Annotated in this window: 19 protein-coding genes; 12 read left to right on the plus strand and 7 right to left on the minus strand. The window is 65.0% G+C overall.

The genetic code is table 11. From position 1 onward, the window contains the following. The first annotated feature begins 147 nt into the window (after window positions 1-147). The 6 genes from AB0N05_RS11615 to AB0N05_RS11640 are packed head-to-tail and all read left to right on the plus strand — an operon-like array spanning window position 148 to window position 6387. Window positions 148-1488, plus strand: coding sequence for an enolase C-terminal domain-like protein (locus AB0N05_RS11615; protein WP_364691087.1), 1341 nt, complete (start codon window positions 148-150; stop codon window positions 1486-1488). Then, window positions 1485-2594 (plus strand): sugar ABC transporter substrate-binding protein, encoded by a 1110-nt coding sequence (locus AB0N05_RS11620; RefSeq protein ID WP_364691090.1) that lies wholly within the window; start codon window positions 1485-1487, stop codon window positions 2592-2594. The genes AB0N05_RS11615 and AB0N05_RS11620 overlap by 4 nt, the downstream gene beginning before the upstream one ends. Continuing rightward, the gene (locus tag AB0N05_RS11625; RefSeq protein ID WP_364691093.1) at window positions 2594-4114 is read left to right on the plus strand and encodes a sugar ABC transporter ATP-binding protein; all 1521 of its coding nucleotides are present in this window, start codon (window positions 2594-2596) and stop codon (window positions 4112-4114) included. The genes AB0N05_RS11620 and AB0N05_RS11625 overlap by 1 nt, the downstream gene beginning before the upstream one ends. Beyond that, the gene (locus AB0N05_RS11630; RefSeq protein WP_364691096.1) at window positions 4111-5160 is read left to right on the plus strand and encodes an ABC transporter permease; all 1050 of its coding nucleotides are present in this window, start codon (window positions 4111-4113) and stop codon (window positions 5158-5160) included. Before AB0N05_RS11625 ends, AB0N05_RS11630 begins: the two co-directional genes overlap by 4 nt. Window positions 5161-5164: 4 nt before the next feature. Continuing rightward, window positions 5165-5476 (plus strand): L-rhamnose mutarotase, encoded by a 312-nt coding sequence (locus AB0N05_RS11635; RefSeq protein ID WP_364691099.1) that lies wholly within the window; start codon window positions 5165-5167, stop codon window positions 5474-5476. Next, entirely contained in the window at window positions 5473-6387 is a 915-nt protein-coding gene (locus AB0N05_RS11640; protein WP_364691102.1) for an aldo/keto reductase, read from the plus strand. The genes AB0N05_RS11635 and AB0N05_RS11640 overlap by 4 nt, the downstream gene beginning before the upstream one ends. A 20-nt stretch (window positions 6388-6407) precedes the next feature. Here the strand turns inward: AB0N05_RS11640 and AB0N05_RS11645 are convergent, their stop codons facing one another. Continuing rightward, window positions 6408-7079, minus strand: coding sequence for a FadR/GntR family transcriptional regulator (locus tag AB0N05_RS11645; protein WP_364691105.1), 672 nt, complete (start codon window positions 7077-7079; stop codon window positions 6408-6410). Between the two features lie 38 nt (window positions 7080-7117). On the opposite strand from AB0N05_RS11645, the gene AB0N05_RS11650 reads away from it, so the two are divergent. The 3 genes from AB0N05_RS11650 to AB0N05_RS11660 all read left to right on the plus strand — a co-directional run bounded on the left by AB0N05_RS11650 (window position 7118) and on the right by AB0N05_RS11660 (window position 9267). After that, window positions 7118-7996: an amidohydrolase family protein gene (locus tag AB0N05_RS11650; protein WP_364691108.1), complete on the plus strand. Its 879-nt coding sequence runs from the start codon at window positions 7118-7120 to the stop codon at window positions 7994-7996. Then, window positions 7993-8838 (plus strand): fumarylacetoacetate hydrolase family protein, encoded by an 846-nt coding sequence (locus tag AB0N05_RS11655; protein WP_364691111.1) that lies wholly within the window; start codon window positions 7993-7995, stop codon window positions 8836-8838. Before AB0N05_RS11650 ends, AB0N05_RS11655 begins: the two co-directional genes overlap by 4 nt. Window positions 8839-8910: 72 nt before the next feature. Next, window positions 8911-9267, plus strand: a complete 357-nt coding sequence (locus tag AB0N05_RS11660) for a hypothetical protein (protein ID WP_364691114.1) — start codon at window positions 8911-8913, stop codon at window positions 9265-9267. A gap of 36 nt (window positions 9268-9303) precedes the next feature. Here the strand turns inward: AB0N05_RS11660 and AB0N05_RS11665 are convergent, their stop codons facing one another. The 5 genes from AB0N05_RS11665 to AB0N05_RS11685 form a co-directional block, all read right to left on the minus strand. Continuing rightward, window positions 9304-10113, minus strand: a complete 810-nt coding sequence (locus tag AB0N05_RS11665; protein ID WP_364691117.1) for a response regulator transcription factor — start codon at window positions 10111-10113, stop codon at window positions 9304-9306. Window positions 10114-10127: 14 nt separating this feature from the next. Next, window positions 10128-11447 carry a preprotein translocase subunit SecY gene (gene secY / locus AB0N05_RS11670; RefSeq protein ID WP_364691120.1) on the minus strand — a complete coding sequence of 440 codons (1320 nt, stop codon included), beginning with the start codon at window positions 11445-11447 and terminating at the stop codon, window positions 10128-10130. 131 nt (window positions 11448-11578) lie between these two features. Next, window positions 11579-11920 carry a hypothetical protein gene (locus AB0N05_RS11675; RefSeq protein WP_364691123.1) on the minus strand — a complete coding sequence of 114 codons (342 nt, stop codon included), beginning with the start codon at window positions 11918-11920 and terminating at the stop codon, window positions 11579-11581. A gap of 2 nt (window positions 11921-11922) precedes the next feature. Further along, window positions 11923-12174, minus strand: coding sequence for a helix-turn-helix domain-containing protein (locus tag AB0N05_RS11680; RefSeq protein ID WP_364691126.1), 252 nt, complete (start codon window positions 12172-12174; stop codon window positions 11923-11925). A 3-nt stretch (window positions 12175-12177) separates the two neighbouring features. Next, window positions 12178-12354 carry a hypothetical protein gene (locus AB0N05_RS11685; RefSeq protein ID WP_364691129.1) on the minus strand — a complete coding sequence of 59 codons (177 nt, stop codon included), beginning with the start codon at window positions 12352-12354 and terminating at the stop codon, window positions 12178-12180. A gap of 214 nt (window positions 12355-12568) precedes the next feature. Here AB0N05_RS11685 and AB0N05_RS11690 point away from each other — a divergent pair, with 214 nt between their 5' ends. Further along, complete coding sequence (locus AB0N05_RS11690; RefSeq protein ID WP_364691132.1) at window positions 12569-13936, plus strand: hypothetical protein; 1368 nt, start codon at window positions 12569-12571, stop codon at window positions 13934-13936. On the opposite strand, the gene AB0N05_RS11695 is transcribed toward AB0N05_RS11690, so the two are convergent. After that, window positions 13920-14459, minus strand: a complete 540-nt coding sequence (locus tag AB0N05_RS11695) for an NUDIX hydrolase (RefSeq protein ID WP_364691135.1) — start codon at window positions 14457-14459, stop codon at window positions 13920-13922. The two genes, AB0N05_RS11690 and AB0N05_RS11695, sit on opposite strands and share 17 nt — an antisense overlap. A gap of 89 nt (window positions 14460-14548) precedes the next feature. Here AB0N05_RS11695 and AB0N05_RS11700 point away from each other — a divergent pair, with 89 nt between their 5' ends. Together AB0N05_RS11700 and AB0N05_RS11705 are read left to right on the plus strand one after the other, a co-directional pair. Next, window positions 14549-14776 carry a hypothetical protein gene (locus AB0N05_RS11700; RefSeq protein ID WP_364691138.1) on the plus strand — a complete coding sequence of 76 codons (228 nt, stop codon included), beginning with the start codon at window positions 14549-14551 and terminating at the stop codon, window positions 14774-14776. An 18-nt stretch (window positions 14777-14794) separates the two neighbouring features. Further along, window positions 14795-15424, plus strand: coding sequence for a TetR/AcrR family transcriptional regulator (locus tag AB0N05_RS11705; protein ID WP_364691141.1), 630 nt, complete (start codon window positions 14795-14797; stop codon window positions 15422-15424). The last annotated feature ends 59 nt before the right edge of the window (window positions 15425-15483 follow it).

A 15483-nucleotide genomic window follows, 5' to 3' on the forward strand; every position in this document is an offset into this window, starting at 1 on the left:
GCGGACGTGACATTAGCAGTTGCGGCCCTTGCAGGCGGTGAAATGTGGCTATTGGACGGATATTTCGATGATCGCGAACCTCTTGCGTGCATAGACATCCGATGTATAGTCGTGATCCAGATCACTTCCTGCGATAGGGCGAACTAGATGCCAACCATCACCCAGCTGGACACGCTCGACGTCCGGTTCCCGACGTCGCGCGAACTGGACGGCTCGGATGCGATGAATCCAGATCCGGACTATTCGGCGGCCTATGTCGTCCTGCGCACCGATGACCCGGGCGGCCCCGAAGGGCACGGCTTCGCCTTCACCATCGGCAGGGGAAACGACGTGCAGCGCGCGGCCATTCAGTCGCTCGAGCACCTCGTGGTGGGGCGATCGGTCACCGAGATCATCGGAGCTCTCGGTGACTTCGCCCGCACACTGACCGATGACTCCCAGCTGCGCTGGCTGGGCCCGGAGAAGGGCGTGGTCCACATGGCCGCGGGCGCGGTCATCAACGCGGCCTGGGACTTGGCGGCCAAGTACGCCGGAAAGCCGGTGTGGCAGCTGGTTTCGGAGATGTCGCCGGAGCAGATCGTGGATCTGGTCGATTTCCGGTACCTGACCGACGCGCTCACTCGCGACGACGCGCTACGGATCCTGCGCGACGCGCTTCCGGGCCGGGCCGAGCGCACCGAAAGACTCCTTGCCGACGGATATCCCGCCTATACGACCTCCGCAGGCTGGCTCGGTTACTCCGACGAAAAGCTCGCGCGACTGGCACAACATGCCGTGGCCGAGGGATTCCGCACGATCAAGATCAAGGTCGGCCGGGATGTCGAGGAGGATGTCCGGCGGGTCAAGATAGCCAGGGACGCAATCGGTCCCGATATCGGGCTGGCCGTCGACGCCAATCAGCGCTGGGATGTGGACACTGCGGTCGACTGGATCCACCGGCTGGCCCTCGCGGGACTGGCCTGGGTCGAGGAACCGACCAGTCCGGACGACATTCTCGGCCACGCCGAGATTCGCCGTCGCGTGGCCCCGGTGCCCATATCCACCGGCGAGCATGGACAGAACCGAATCCTGTTCAAACAGCTCTTGCAGGCGGGTGCGGTGGACATCGTGCAGATCGACGCGGCACGCGTGGCCGGAGTCAATGAGAACCTGGCGATCCTCCTGCTGGCGGCCAAGTTCGGCGTCCCGGTGGTGCCGCACGCGGGTGGAGTCGGGCTCTGCGAACTGGTGCAGCATCTGGCGATGATCGACTACATCGCGGTGTCGGGCACATCGACCGGCCGCGCCATCGAGTACGTCGATCACCTACACGAACACTTCCGCGATCCGGTCGTGGTGTCGGGCGGTCGATACCGGGCCCCCCGCGCGCCGGGCTTCAGCGCCGAGATGTTGCCGCAGTCCCTGGCCACCTACACCTATCCGACCGGTGCCGCGTGGCGCACCCCCGCGACCGGCGAATCCTCGAAGAAGGAGTACGAGAACTCATGAAAACCGCTTCATCCCTGTTCAGTTATAGATTTCTCGCCGCGGCGTGCGGCGTCGCACTGGTCGTCGCGGGCGCGGGCTGCTCCCGGGAGTCGACCGGTACCGGTGGTGGGCCGGTCGCGAATGTCGGCTCGGGCGCGGAGAATGGCGTGCTGGTCGGAGCGGACCAGCCACGCTCGGACTCCGACTTCTGGAGCGCCTACGCCGGTTACCTCGGTCCGAAATCCGCCGCCGCCGGGGTGAAATTGGAGAACACCTCCTCCGACAATGACGCGAATCGGCTCAAGTCCAATGTGGACACACTGCTGTCGAAGGACGTCAAGGCCATCATCATGGCCCCGCAAGACACCGCCGCGGCCAAGCCCGCCATCTCGGCGGCGACCGCGAAGAAGGTGCCCGTCGTCAGCGTGGACACCCGGCCGGACAGCGGCGGTGCCTACATGGTGGTGCGCGCCGACAACCGCGCCTATGGCACCAACTCGTGCATCTACCTCGGCGAAACCCTCAAGGGCGCAGGCAAAGTCGTGGAATTCCAGGGCGATCTGAGCTCGATCAACGGCCGCGACCGCTCGCAGGCGTTCGCCGACTGCATGCGCACCCGTTACCCGGGAATCAAAGTGATCGAGATCCCCACCGACTGGAAGGGCGATCGCGCCGCCTCGGGCCTACAGGACAAGCTGCTCACCGACCCCGACATCAATGGCATCTACATGCAGGCGGGCGGCGTATTCCTGCAACCGACGCTGGCATTGCTCAAGCGCAGCGGCAAACTCGTGAAAGCCGGTGAGCAGGGCCATATTACGATCGTCTCCAACGACGGCATCAAGGCCGAACTCGACGCCATTACCTCCGGCGATATCGATGCGACCATCTCCCAGCCCGCCGACCTCTACGCCCAGTACGCCGCCGTGTACGCGAAGGCCGCCACCGAGGGCCGCACATTCACCGCCGGACCGACCGATCACGGGTCGATCATTATCGACACCGGTGTCGGCGGCATGCTCGAGGACCAACTGCCCGCCCCGGTCGTCACTCGCACCGGTGGCAAAGTAGGGGAGCTGGACACGCTGCCTCCGACCGCACCGGGACTGTGGGGGCACGGCAACTGATGGCGCCGCCCACCGAATCCGAACTCGCCGAACAGGTTCCGATCGCCGAGGCAGTCGGTGTCACCAAACGATTCGGCCGTAATACCGCTCTCGACCGAGTCGGCTTGCGGGTGACGCCGGGCCGCACGCATGCGCTGGTCGGCCGGAACGGTGCCGGGAAATCCACTCTGGTTTCGGTTCTCACCGGACTCGCACCTCCCGATGAGGGGGAGGTGCGCTTCCACGGTGAGCCATCGCCCGCACCCGCCGACCGCGATGGCTGGCGGGCGCGAGTGGCGTGCGTATATCAGCGGTCGACCATCATCCCGGATCTGTCCGTGGCCGAGAACCTCTTTCTGGGCAGACAGGGCTTCGGGAAGCGAATCGTGCACTGGCGCAAGCTCCGTGCGAGCGCGCGTGAACTGCTGGACACCTGGCAGGTACCCGTGGACGTGGACATGCTGGCCCGCGACCTGTCGGTCGAACATCGTCAGCTGGTGGAGATCGCGCGATCTCTGTCCTACGGGGCGCGATTCATCATCCTCGATGAACCGACCGCACAGCTGGACGGGCCCGCGATCAAGAGGCTCTTCGCCCGGATTCGCGATCTGCAGGCGCAGGGTGTCACCTTTCTCTTCATCTCCCACCACCTGGACGAAGCCTACGAAATCTGCCTGGACATCACGGTTTTCCGGGATGCCCGGCATGTACTCACCGCACCGGCCGCGGAACTCGGCAAGCCGGAGCTGATCGCGGCCATGACCGGTGACACCGTTGCGCAGGATTCCCAGGTGGTGCGGCACACGCCCACCCCCGCGACCCGACCGGCACTCGAGGTCGAAGGGCTCACGCGGCCAGGCGAATTCGAGGACCTCGGATTCGCCGTGCGACCCGGGGAAATCGTGGGACTTGCCGGTGGCGGCAGCAGCGGGCGCACCGAGGTGGCCGAAACCATCGTCGGATTACGCAAGGCCGCAGCCGGTTCGGTGAGCGTGGGCGGAGTCCCCTTGCGCCGCAGTGGTGTGGTGCCTGCCCTGCGTGCCGGAATCGGATTCGTGCCGCGCGACCGGCACGACGAGGGGCTGGTACCGGAGATGAGCATCGGAGACAATGCCACGCTGACCGTGCCGCACCAGCTGGGAAGGTTCGGTCTGCTATCGGGCAGAACCCGGAACATGCTAGCGGGCAAGGCTATTCGGGATCTCGATATCAAGGCCGAGGGGCCGGGCCAGAGCGTCTCCGAGCTGTCCGGCGGCAATCAGCAGAAGGTTGTCTACGCCCGCGCCTTGGCCACCGATCCGGCGGTGCTGGTGCTGATCAGCCCGACCGCCGGAGTCGACGTCCGCTCCAAGGACACCCTGCGTGGCGTGCTGCGAACCGCCGCCGCGGGCGGCACCGCCGTGCTGGTGGTGACCGATGAGCTCGACGATCTGCGTGACTGCGATCGAGTCCTGGTATTACGCCACGGCCGGTTCGCCGCGGAATACGAACAGGGCTGGGACGACCGGGAACTCGTCGCCGCCATGGAAGGACTGTCATGACCCAGACGACCGGGACATCGTCGGAGCAGACGACGTCGACCGCCGGTGCGCCCGCCGCGACCCGTCGTGGTGGCGGCCTGACCGCGGTGCGCTGGGGTGCGCTGCGGGACTTCCTTCTGGTGCCGCCCATTCTGCTGGTGCTGGTGGTCGGCTACTTCATCAACCACAACTTCGTCTCACTGACCAATCTCACCAATGTCCTCACCACGATGAGCGGGATATCCCTGCTGGTGCTGGCCGAGGTGCTGGTATTGATCGTGGGCCGGATGGACCTCTCGCTCGAATCCACCTTCGGACTGGCGCCCGGCCTTGCCATTTGGGCGACCATGGGCACCGCGAAGGTCGGCGCGTTCAGCGGAACTTCACCATGGATGGCCATTCCGCTCGCACTACTGGTCGGCCTGGCGGTAGGGGCGGTCAATGGACTGCTCATCGTGAAGTTCGGGCTCAACGGCTTCATCGTCACCCTTGCCATGCTCATCGCTCTGCGCGGACTACTGACCTTCCTCACCGAGGGATTCACGCTGACCAAGATTCCGGATTCCATCGACTGGCTGGGCAATGCCCGAGTGCTCGGAATACCGGCGAATGTCATTGTGTGCCTGGGACTCTTCGCGCTCGGATATCTTGTGCTCACCTATACAACCGCCGGGCGTGCGCTCTACGCCGTCGGCGGAAATGAAGCCGCGGCGCGGGCGGCGGGCATCCGCACGGACACCGTGGTCTGGAGTGTGCTCATCGTCGCGGGCGGACTGGCCGCGATCGGCGGGCTCATCTACAGCGGACAGTTCGCCAGCGTGCAGGTCAGCCAGGGCGACGGGATGATCTTCCAGGTCTTCGCGGCCTGTGTGATCGGCGGCGTGGCATTGAACGGTGGCCGCGGTTCGGTACTCGGCGCGTTCTTCGGAATCCTGATTCTGACGCTCATCCAGAAGCTGCTCTCCTATGGCGGGGTCAGCGCCGACTCGCTCAAGTTCATCAATGGCGCGCTGATCCTGGTCGCGCTGGTGATCACCCGCATCGCCAGCGGGCGCAGGCAGGAGTGACTCGATGCGAATCGCTTTGCACACCAAGCTGAAGCCGGGAGCCGAGGAAGACTACGAGGCGGCACATCGACAGGTGCCCGAGGAATTGGTGGACGCCATCCGCGCGGCCGGTGCGACCTCGTGGACGATCTGGCGCAGCGGGACCGACCTATTCCATGTGATCGACTGTGCGGATTACGATGCGCTGCTCGCGCGGCTGGTCTCTCTGCCGGTGAATATCGCCTGGCAGGAGCGGATGGACGGTTATCTGGAAGCGGCACACGACTATTCGGCCGACGGTGCGGCCGCGGTCCTCCCCGTGATGTGGCAGTTATGACCGACTTATCGCAGCTCGTGCTGGGCGGAGCCGGATACGCGGGATTGTTCCGGGCGGTTGACCCGTTCTCGGCGCAGGCGACGCTGGATGCCGCGTGGACGGCCGGAATTCGATCCTTCGACACGGCACCGCATTACGGGGCGGGCTCGAGTGAGGAACGACTGGGCCGGTTCTTGCGCGGCCGGTCCGGTTTCACGGTCTCGACCAAGGTGGGGCGGTTGCTGTTCGACGATCCCACCGCCGCCGAGGGAGCGGAGGGGTTCTACGGGACGCCGAAACGGTCTCGGCGACGCGACTACTCGGCCGCCGGGACACGAATGTCGGTGGCCGACTCGCTGGCTCGATCGGGGCTGGACCGCTTCGACACCCTGCTCGTGCACGACCCGGACGATCACATGGAGCAGGCACTCGCCGAGACCGTGCCGGAACTCGCGCGTCTGCGGTCCGAGGGGCGGTGTGTCCGCATCGGTATCGGGGTCAACCGCGTCGATGTGGCGCTGCGGTTCGTGCGAGAAGCACCGATCGACGTGGTACTGATCGCCGGGCGCTTCACACTGCTGGATCGGCAGGCGGAGACAGAACTGCTGCCGGAATGCGCACGACGCGGTATTCGGGTACTGGCGGCCGGGGTGTTGAACAGCGGCATCCTGGCGGATCCGGACCGGTTGTCTACCTTCGATTACCGCCTTGCCGCCGACGAGGTCATCATGCGGGCGCAAGCGATGGCGAAGGTGTGCGCGAAGTACGAGGTGCCATTGCGAGCCGCGGCACTACAGTTCCCGGGTCGCCATCCGATGATCGGCGGAACCGTTATCGGTGCGAGCAGCGCCGCCGAGGTCGCCGACACTATCGCGATGCTGAAAGTGGCCGTGCCGGAAGAGCTCTGGGAGGAATTGGACCGGTGCCTCTGACCCACGACACCGGGCAACGCTCAGCCCGCGGCCTTGCGCAGCCACTCCATGACCCCGCCGACATGGGCAAGAGCACGCGCATGCGCGAGCTCCGGATCATGTGCCGCGATGGCATCGCAGATTCCGCGGTGCTCGGCGACGGTGCGCTCGAAGGCACCCTCCTCGGTGACGCCGCGCCAGATGCGGGCCCGGGTGGTCGGCATGGAGAGCGAATCCAGCAGCGAGGCAAGGACTTTATTGCCGGAGGCCGCGGCGATCGCGGCGTGGAAGCTCAGATCCAAGGCCACCAGGTCGGTGATCGCGCCGCTCTGCGGGGGTTCGACCAGGGTGTGCAGGTGCGCGATCTGCTCGTCCGTCATCTGCTGGGCGGCCAGCGCAGTGGCCGCCGGTTCCAGGATGCGACGCACCCCGAGAATGTCGAGCACCGAATCGTCCTGGTGGAAGTCGAGCAGGAAGCTCATGGCGTCCAGCAGCGAATTCGGTTCCAGGCTGGCCACATACGTGCCGTCACCCTGCCGCACGTCCAGGATCTGCACCAGCGACAGCGCGCGCACCGCCTCCCGCAGCGAATTGCGCGACACTCCGAGTTCGGCCGCCAGATCCGCCTCGCGCGGCAGCCGCGAACCCGGCTTCAGATCGCCCGAGACGATCATCGCCTTGATCTTCGCTATCGCATCATCGGTGACCGACACGTGGTTCCTTCTCTCCAGGATGTGACGCAATGCCTCCGATGACTGTAGACGCTCATGTCCATGTGTGGACGATAGGCGGTGGTGAGTACCGGGTCGAATACGATTGGCTCACCGAAACATCGGATGTTTTGTACCGAACATACACCCTGAACGATGCCGAAACGGAGTTCGCCGAACACGGTATCGACGCCGCAGTGCTGGTGCAGGCGTCGGATTCGCTCGCCGAGAATCAGGCACTGCTGGCCGCCGCCGCTGCGGCGAAACGGCCCACCGCGGTGGTCGGCTGGCTGCCCTTGCACCGGCCCGCGCTGACCACGGCCGCGCTACCGGAACTGTTGGCTCGTCCCGAGTTCGTGGGAGTGCGTCACATGATCCACCGCGATCCCGATCCCGAATGGCTGATGCGGACCGAGGTTTCGGAATCGCTGAGCCAATTGGCCAGTGCTGGACTGGTATTCGAGGCCGTCGCGGAACGCCCCGACCTGCTGGCGCAAGTTCCGGTCATCGCCCGTGCCCATCCCGAGCTGACCGTGGTTCTCGATCATCTCGGCAAGCCTCCCATCGCGAGCGCGCACTGGCAGCCCTGGGCGGATCTGCTCGCCGCGGCAGCCGCCGAACCCAATATCGTCGCCAAGATCTCCGGACTGGCCACCGTGTCCGGCGAGGAGATCAGCGCATCGTCCTGGCAGCCCTATGTGGACCATGCGCTGGCGGTATTCGGCCCGAATCGACTCATGCTCGGCGGAGACTGGCCATTCACCCTCACCGCGGCGTCCTACGACACGGTGTGGCGCACCACCCTCGAAACGCTCGCCGCGCTCACCGCCGGTGAGCGCGCCTTGATCCTGGGCGAGGTAGCCGACCGAACCTACAACCTGCGTCGCCTGGGAGCGATGCCGGAAGGAGTCTCCGAATGATGTTGCAACGCATAGGCGAAGCGGGCAGCGAGCGTCCGATCCTGGTGAACGGGGGACGGGCCTACGACTTGAGCCCGCTCACCCGCGATATCGACGGCGAGTTCCTCGCAGCGGGTGGAATCGCCGATGCGACAGCCGCATTCGCTGCCGGTCGACTGGACGAGGTCGATATCTCCGGTCAACGCATAGGCGCGCCGGTGGCACGGCCGCAAGCGATCTGGTGCGTAGGCCTCAACTACGCCGCGCACGCCGAGGAATCCGGCGCACCGGTCCCCGAGTTCCCGGTGATCTTCTTCAAGACCCCCAACACCGTGATCGGCCCATACGACGATGTCCTCATCCCACGCGGTTCCGAGAAGACCGACTGGGAGGTGGAACTCGCGGTGATCATCGGAGCCCGCGCCCGCTACCTCGAATCGCCGGACGAGGCAGTGAAATACATAGCCGGGTACACCATCTCCAATGATGTCTCCGAGCGCCGATTCCAGCTCGAGGAATCCGGCGGCCAATGGTCCAAGGGCAAATGCTGCGAAACCTTCAACCCCCTCGGCCCCGCCCTCATCCCCGCCGCCGAGCTCGACCCGAAAGACCTGCGCCTGCGCTCGTTCGTCAATGGTGAACCCCGCCAGGATTCCTCCACCGCCGACCTGATCTTCGACATCCCCTACCTGATCTGGCATCTGTCCCAGTACGCCGTCCTGGAACCCGGCGACATCATCAACACCGGAACCCCTGAAGGTGTAGCCCTCTCCGGCCGCTACCCGTACCTCCGTCCCGGCGACGTGGTCGACCTCGAGATCGAAGGCATCGGCAGCATGCGTCAGCACCTCCGCTCCGCGTAACTCCGATCCAGCCCAAATCAGTTGATGCGCAGAGGGGTTCATCAGAGGGTATTGGTTCGATAGGTTGTCCGCATGGGGACCAAACGCCTGATGCTGGAACTGTCCGATGTCGTCGAGGCACCCGCGGCGCGCGTGATCGATGTAGCCGCGCGCCGCTTCGCCGCCATTCCGGGAGCGGAGCAACATGGTGTCGAGATCGACCGTGACCGCGGCTATGTGGCCTACCAGGGCGGATGGTGGTTTCGCGGAGAGTATGAAGTCGCCGAGGAAGCGGGACGGACCACTGTCGTCCATCGCATCTACAACGTCGCCGGACCGGCGAGCAGATGGGGTGTGTCACTGGCCAATCGGTTCTTCATCGGGTTCGAACAACGCGCCGCCGCTGAGTTCGCCGACCTCCTGCGGGAGGCATCCGAGAACGCCGGATGACCAGGATGCCCTGCGTGAACTCTGCTGGTGCGGGTCCTACAGAACGAGGCGGCGGGTATGGGCGTAGACCGCGGCGTGCACGCGGTCGCGGACGCCGAGTTTGGCGAGCACATTGGACACATGCGTCTTGACGGTCTGTTCACCGACGCCGAGCGCGTCAGCGATCTCGGGATTGGTGTAGGCCTTCGCTATCAGTTGTAGGACCTGATGCTCACGGGCGGTGAGGGATTCGACTTCGGGCGCGGCGGGAAAAGGATCGATCCCGATGGTCAAGCGGGTGACCAGGCGCTGGGTCAGGCGCGGATCGATCAGGGCATCACCGTACGCGGCGGTCCGGATGGCGGAGATGAGGCCTTGAGATGGAAGAGTATTCGTGAGGAAGCCACTGGTGCCGAGACGCATTGCGCGGTAGAGGGTTTCGTCCGTGGTGTCGGTGGCGAGGGTGAGTATTCGAGTGGTGCCCGCCAGTCCGGCGACCGTCTCTATGGTGGCCGAGTCGTCGAGGCCGGGCATATCGAGGTCCACCACCGCGATATCCGGTCGTAGCCGCCGCATCTCCCGGATGGCGGCCGCACCGTCACCGACCTCGGCGACGCATCGCAGGTCGGGTTGCGTCTCGATCACAGCGCGCAGGCCCGAACGGAATACGGGCTGACTATTGGCGAGCAATACGGAGATCGTCGAATCCCGCGCGGCGGCTACGCCGAGACCCATCGCGTCGCTACGCCCGGTGGCCGGGGCGGCCGCGTGCGCGGCTCCGGCCGAGAGCATGGTGGCGCTGATCGCGAGGACGAGCGTGGACACCAGCCGAAGTAGCAGCGGGCGTGTCGATGTGGTCGAGGCCATTCGCACAGTCTGCTTCAGCGCAGGAACCCTGTGTAGTTCTTGTTCATGAGTTGGCTCTCGAGTTGTTTGATCGTGTCGAGGCCGACGCTCACCACGATCAGCACAGAAGTCCCGCCGAACGCGAGATTCTGTGCCGGGGAGCCGGATCCGAAGCGCAGCATCAGGTTCGGCAGCACAGCGACAGCACCGAGGTAGATGGAGCCGGGCAGGGTGATCCGGCTCAGGACGTAGTTCAAGTAGTCCGCGGTCGGCTTACCGGGGCGATAGCCCGGAATGAAGCCACCGAACTTCTTCATCTCGTCCGCGCGTTCCTCCGGATTGAAGGTGATCGCGACATAGAAGTAAGTGAAGAACACGATCAACGCGAAGTAGATCCCGACGTACACCGGGTTGCTCGGGTTGACCAGGTACTTCTGAATCAGCTCCTGCCACTTGGCCGGCTCACCCGCGGTCTTCTGGGTCAGCTGGGCCAGCAGGTTCGGCAGATACAGCAGCGAGGACGCGAAGATCACCGGGATGACACCGGCCTGATTGACCTTCAACGGCAGATACGTCGAGGAACCGCCGTACATCTTGCGGCCGACCACACGCTTGGCGTACTGCACCGGAATCCGGCGCTGGCCCTGCTCGACGAAGATCACGCCGAGGACCGTCAAGAGCGTCGCGAGGCATATTCCCGCGAAGATCAGCCCGCCGCTGCTGTCCAGCATCGCCGTGTACTGGCTGGGCATGCGCGCCGCGATGCCCGCGAAGATCAGCAGCGACATGCCATTGCCTATACCGCGCTCGGTGATCTGCTCGCCGAACCACATGACCAGGGCCGCACCGGCGGTCATGACCAGCACGATGATGATCATGCCGAAGAGGGAGGTGTCGACCAGAATGTCCTTGCTGCATCCACGCAGCAGCTGCTTTCGTGCGGCCAGCGCCACCAATGTGGATGCCTCCAGAACCGCCAGCGCCATGGCGAGATAGCGGGTGTACTGGGTGATCTTGGCTTGACCGGACTGGCCTTCCTTTCGCAGGTCCTCGAACCGCGGGATCACCACGGTCAGCATCTGCGTGATAATGCTCGCCGTGATGTAAGGCATGATGCCGATCGCGAACACGGACAACTGCAACATCGCGCCGCCGGAGAACAGATTTATCAGGTCGTAGATGCCGACCGATTCACCACCGGACACGAGTTCGATGCATTCGCGCACCGACTTGTAATCGACCCCGGGCGAGGGAATTACAGCGCCCAGCCGATACAACGCGAGCAAGCCCAGCGTAAACAGAATCTTCCGCCGCAGATCCGGGGTTCGCAATGCCGGTGCAATAGCGGACAGCACAAATCCTCCAGGCCGAACAATGTTGTCGGACAGGGGTTATAGGACCTGCCCAGGGCCTCCGACCCTACGGAGGCCCGCACCCAGTCCACGTCGCCCGCGAGTCGTAATTCGATCTCCCCCGATAGAGGGAATCAGCGATCCGCGAAGTCGGCCTGAAACCCGTCGTCGTCTACGGGGATGGTGTGCCGGGTGCCGGTGTCCGCGCAGATTACATCGGCGATCTTGACCAGGGCAGGGATGTCGCCGGGCTCGAAATGGTCGGCGTTCGGGGCGATCACCTCGTTCACGCCTTCGGTGTAGGCAAGATTCATCAGCCGGTTGATCACAGCGCCAGGGCGCTTCGGGTCGCCGAAGTAGACCAGGACCACCGACCATCCGCGTTGCTCGGCCAGCGCGTGGATGCGCGCCTGGTCTTGTTGCCACCGCTCGCCGGACACGTCGGGGCGGAGGAATCCGATCACATAGTTGGTCATGGTCATGTCCCGGCGTAGTCGCGGTACACGGGTCGGGTGATCGCGAGTCGGCCCCGCTCGGTGCAACGCCAGCGTGCGGGCCCTTGCGGGGTGCCCATCGCCAACCCGGTGCGTGACAGCCGCAGCAATACCCGGTGGATCGAGGTCTCGGGAAGTCCGGTCGCGCGGCAGAGCTGTCGCACGGTCAGCGCTTGGGCTGGATCCAGGATCGACAGTGCACCAAGCACTTTTGCCTCTTGTTCGGTGAATGCCATCGCTCACCGCCCTCGACTGACCGGAGCGTAGGTGCGTGGTGGTTCGGCCGCTAGGCGCGCCTGGATGTCAGCGACGGTCAGGCGAGTCGCGGGATGGTCGGCGTAGGGGAGCATGCGGCCGGTCACGGCGGCGGCGAAGGTCACTAACGAGACGAGCGTGATGGCAAGAAGGATGTCCATGTCCGGCAGCTCCCGGTACTCGGCGGTCGTTGCAGCGCACCCGATACCGCGAGTTCGTGGGTCGATGTGCCCACCCGGTGTTGGGGCTGACTGCCAGTCCACTGCACATCGGGGGTCGGCGGTAGACGCGCAGGATGGGCGGGTGTGTGCACTGGGGGCGTGCACAATCGGTGATTGATAGCGATTTGGTGTTGCCGATGCCAGACTTCGGTTTATGGGACGCCGTGCGAAACAACCGAATCGGCAGTTCGAGGAGCTGGTCGAAGAGGCCGGTGGGGTGCGCAAGGCGCTTGCCCGGCGCGTCGTGGATCGGGGCCGAGGTCTAGGGCTCACGCTCAGCTACGACCACACTTCGATCGGGCGCTGGCTATCGGGGGAACAGCCCCAGCCTCCGGTGCCGCAGCTGATCGCGGACACACTGACCGAATTGCTCGGGCGCACAATCACACCGGCCATGTGCGGCATGTCCAACCTTCGGGATGCGGCAGCGGATCTCGGCCTGGAGTTCTCGCTCAGTCTCTCCGATGCGGTCGACGCGTCGACCGCGCTGTGGCGCAGCGACATCGAGCATCGACGATTTCTGCAGGACACCTCCTACGCGGTCGCGGTGTATCCGGCGGCATCGATGAGGTGGCTGACTCTGCCTGGCCCCGAACATCCTGTGTCGATGGGTACTTCGCGACGAGTGGGTCAGATCGACGTCGATGCGGTTCAATCCATGGCGGCTGCGTTTCGGGATCTCGACAATAAGGTCGGTGGTGGCAAGGTCCGTTCGACGATCGTGCAGTACTTGCACAGCTCGGTCGCGCCGCTGCTGCGCGGCAGCTTCAACGAGCACATCGGCCGCCAATTATTCGGCTCCACAGCCGAACTCGTACGCCTGGCCGGTTGGGCCGCGTACGACCAGGAGGACCACGGCCTCGCCCAGCGGTACCTGATCCAGGCCCTTCGGCTCGCCCGCGCCGCCAGCGACGGCGCACTCAGTGCCGAAATCATGGCTGCCATGAGCCATCAGGCCACCTACGTCGGCCGCCCCGGCGACGCGATCGACCTCGCCCGTGCCGCACAGATCGCGGCCCGCACCGCGGGTCTGGCCGCACTCGAATCCGAATGCCACATGGTCGAAGCTCACGGACACGCCGCCCGTCAAGACGAAACATCCTGCACTACGGCGCTCAACGCCGCCGAACGCACCTTCGACCGCGCCAGGCCCGGTGAACAGCCGGTGTGGCTGGCGTACTTCGACCAGTCCTACATGGCCGCGAAAACCGCCCATTGCTTCCGTGCACTCGGGGACAACACCCGCACTGCGTATTTCGCGGAGCGGTCGTTGACGATGTCGGTGGGATACCAGCGGGGACGCGCATTCAACCTGAGCCTGCTGGCCTCTGCCCTGGCCGTCACTGACCCGCGTGAGGCCGTGCGGGTCGGGCTCGGTGCGCTCGATATCGCCGTCGATCTCGCATCCCGCCGCAGCCTGTCCTACCTGCGGGACCTGCGCTACCGGTTGCGGCCTTTCAACGACTTGACCGAAGTCGCCGACTTCCGGCAGCAGGTTCTCGAGCTCACTCGGCGAGGCTGAGTGCCCGATAGATCGCGACCACCGTTGCCGCACCAACGATCTCACCCCGGTCGATCATCGCCGCCGCCTCGGCCAGCGGGATCCACCGCACGTCCTCAGCCTCGTTGATGTCGGGTGGGGTATCGGTCAGATCCGCACCCCGGGCGAGGTAGATCTCCTGCGGTTGATCCAGGGTGCCGATCGAGGGCTGATACGTCACGAGTCGCTCCATCGTGCGCGGACGCCACCCGGTTTCCTCTTCCACTTCCCGCGCCGCCGCCACCGCGACGTCCTCGGCGTGATCGACATAGCCGCCCGGCAACTCCCACACCCACTGATCGATGATGAACCGATGCCGGAACATCAACAGCACCTGACGATTCTCGTTGAGTACCAACGTCATCGCGCATCGCGGCATCCGCGCCACGTACTGTGTGAACCGGACTCCATCGGGTAGTTCGACGTCGACCGTCGACAGCCGAATATGCCGATTCTCGTCGACCACACGCTCCTCGAGGATGTTCCACTGCGTCGCACGCTCCACAACCCTGACCCTACGCGGTCGACGTCGCCGATCTCGATCATGGCAGCCGGTCGGACCTGGTCGCCTCGCGGACAGCGGGCGGAATCTCGGTGCGGCTCACCCGCACCGTGTCGGGGCTCGATGGCGTCGAGTTCGGCGTGGGCAGCGCGGAAACGTGTCGATATGCGGGTGTGATCCCGGGCTACTCGTACGTCGACATCACGAGCGCGACGACGCGCCCGGACGGCACCCCGGAACCGGACAGCGACCACCTCACCGACTGCCTCATCGAACACACCACCGGAACCTGGCAGCCGACCCCGGGCGAGATCGGCTAGCTCCTAGACTTGGCGGTCATGGGATCGAAGCTCGGGGGTCGGCGCGACCTGGACTCATACGGGGGCGAAGCCGATGAGCTGACACCGAGGATTCTCGACGCCGCGCTCGAGCGTTTTGCCGAGGATGGCGTCCGGCGCGCCACCATGAACACCATCGCCGATCGCGCGGGCGTTGGCGTGGCGACCGTCTATCGGCGCTTCCCGCAAAAGGAGCTGCTGGTCAATGCGGTGATCATGCGTGAGGCCGCCTACGCGTTCGCGGCGGTGAACGGTGCTATCGACGCGGCCGAGACCGCCGAGGATCAGCTCGTGGCCGGGTTTGTTGCCTTCACTACCGAGCTGTCACAGCGAAAGCTTTGGCGCGAGCTGGTCGATTCCGATCATGGTTATGGTGGTTTGTTCGTCTCCAAGAATGGTTCGCCCATATTGGATCTCGGTCGTAGCTTCCTGGCGGGCATTATTGCCCGCTGGCAGGCCGATAATGAGGTGGCCGCCTTCGATGCCGAGCTGGTTGCGGAGATCTTCGCGCGCCTGGCCCACTCGCTCGCTCTCACTCCCGACGGCCTGATTCCGGTCTCCGACCCCGAGCGTGCCCGGTGGTTCGCCCGTACCCACCTGATCCCGTTGCTGTCACCATCGCTGCCCTGAATGACGCTGGTCACGATGGCGTGCGAAGGCTGGCGATAGAAGATATTGTCTTTTCTATC

The sequence above is a fragment of the Nocardia sp. NPDC051030 genome (assembly GCF_040683015.1).
In the GTDB taxonomy this organism is placed as follows: Bacteria; Actinomycetota; Actinomycetes; order Mycobacteriales; family Mycobacteriaceae; genus Nocardia.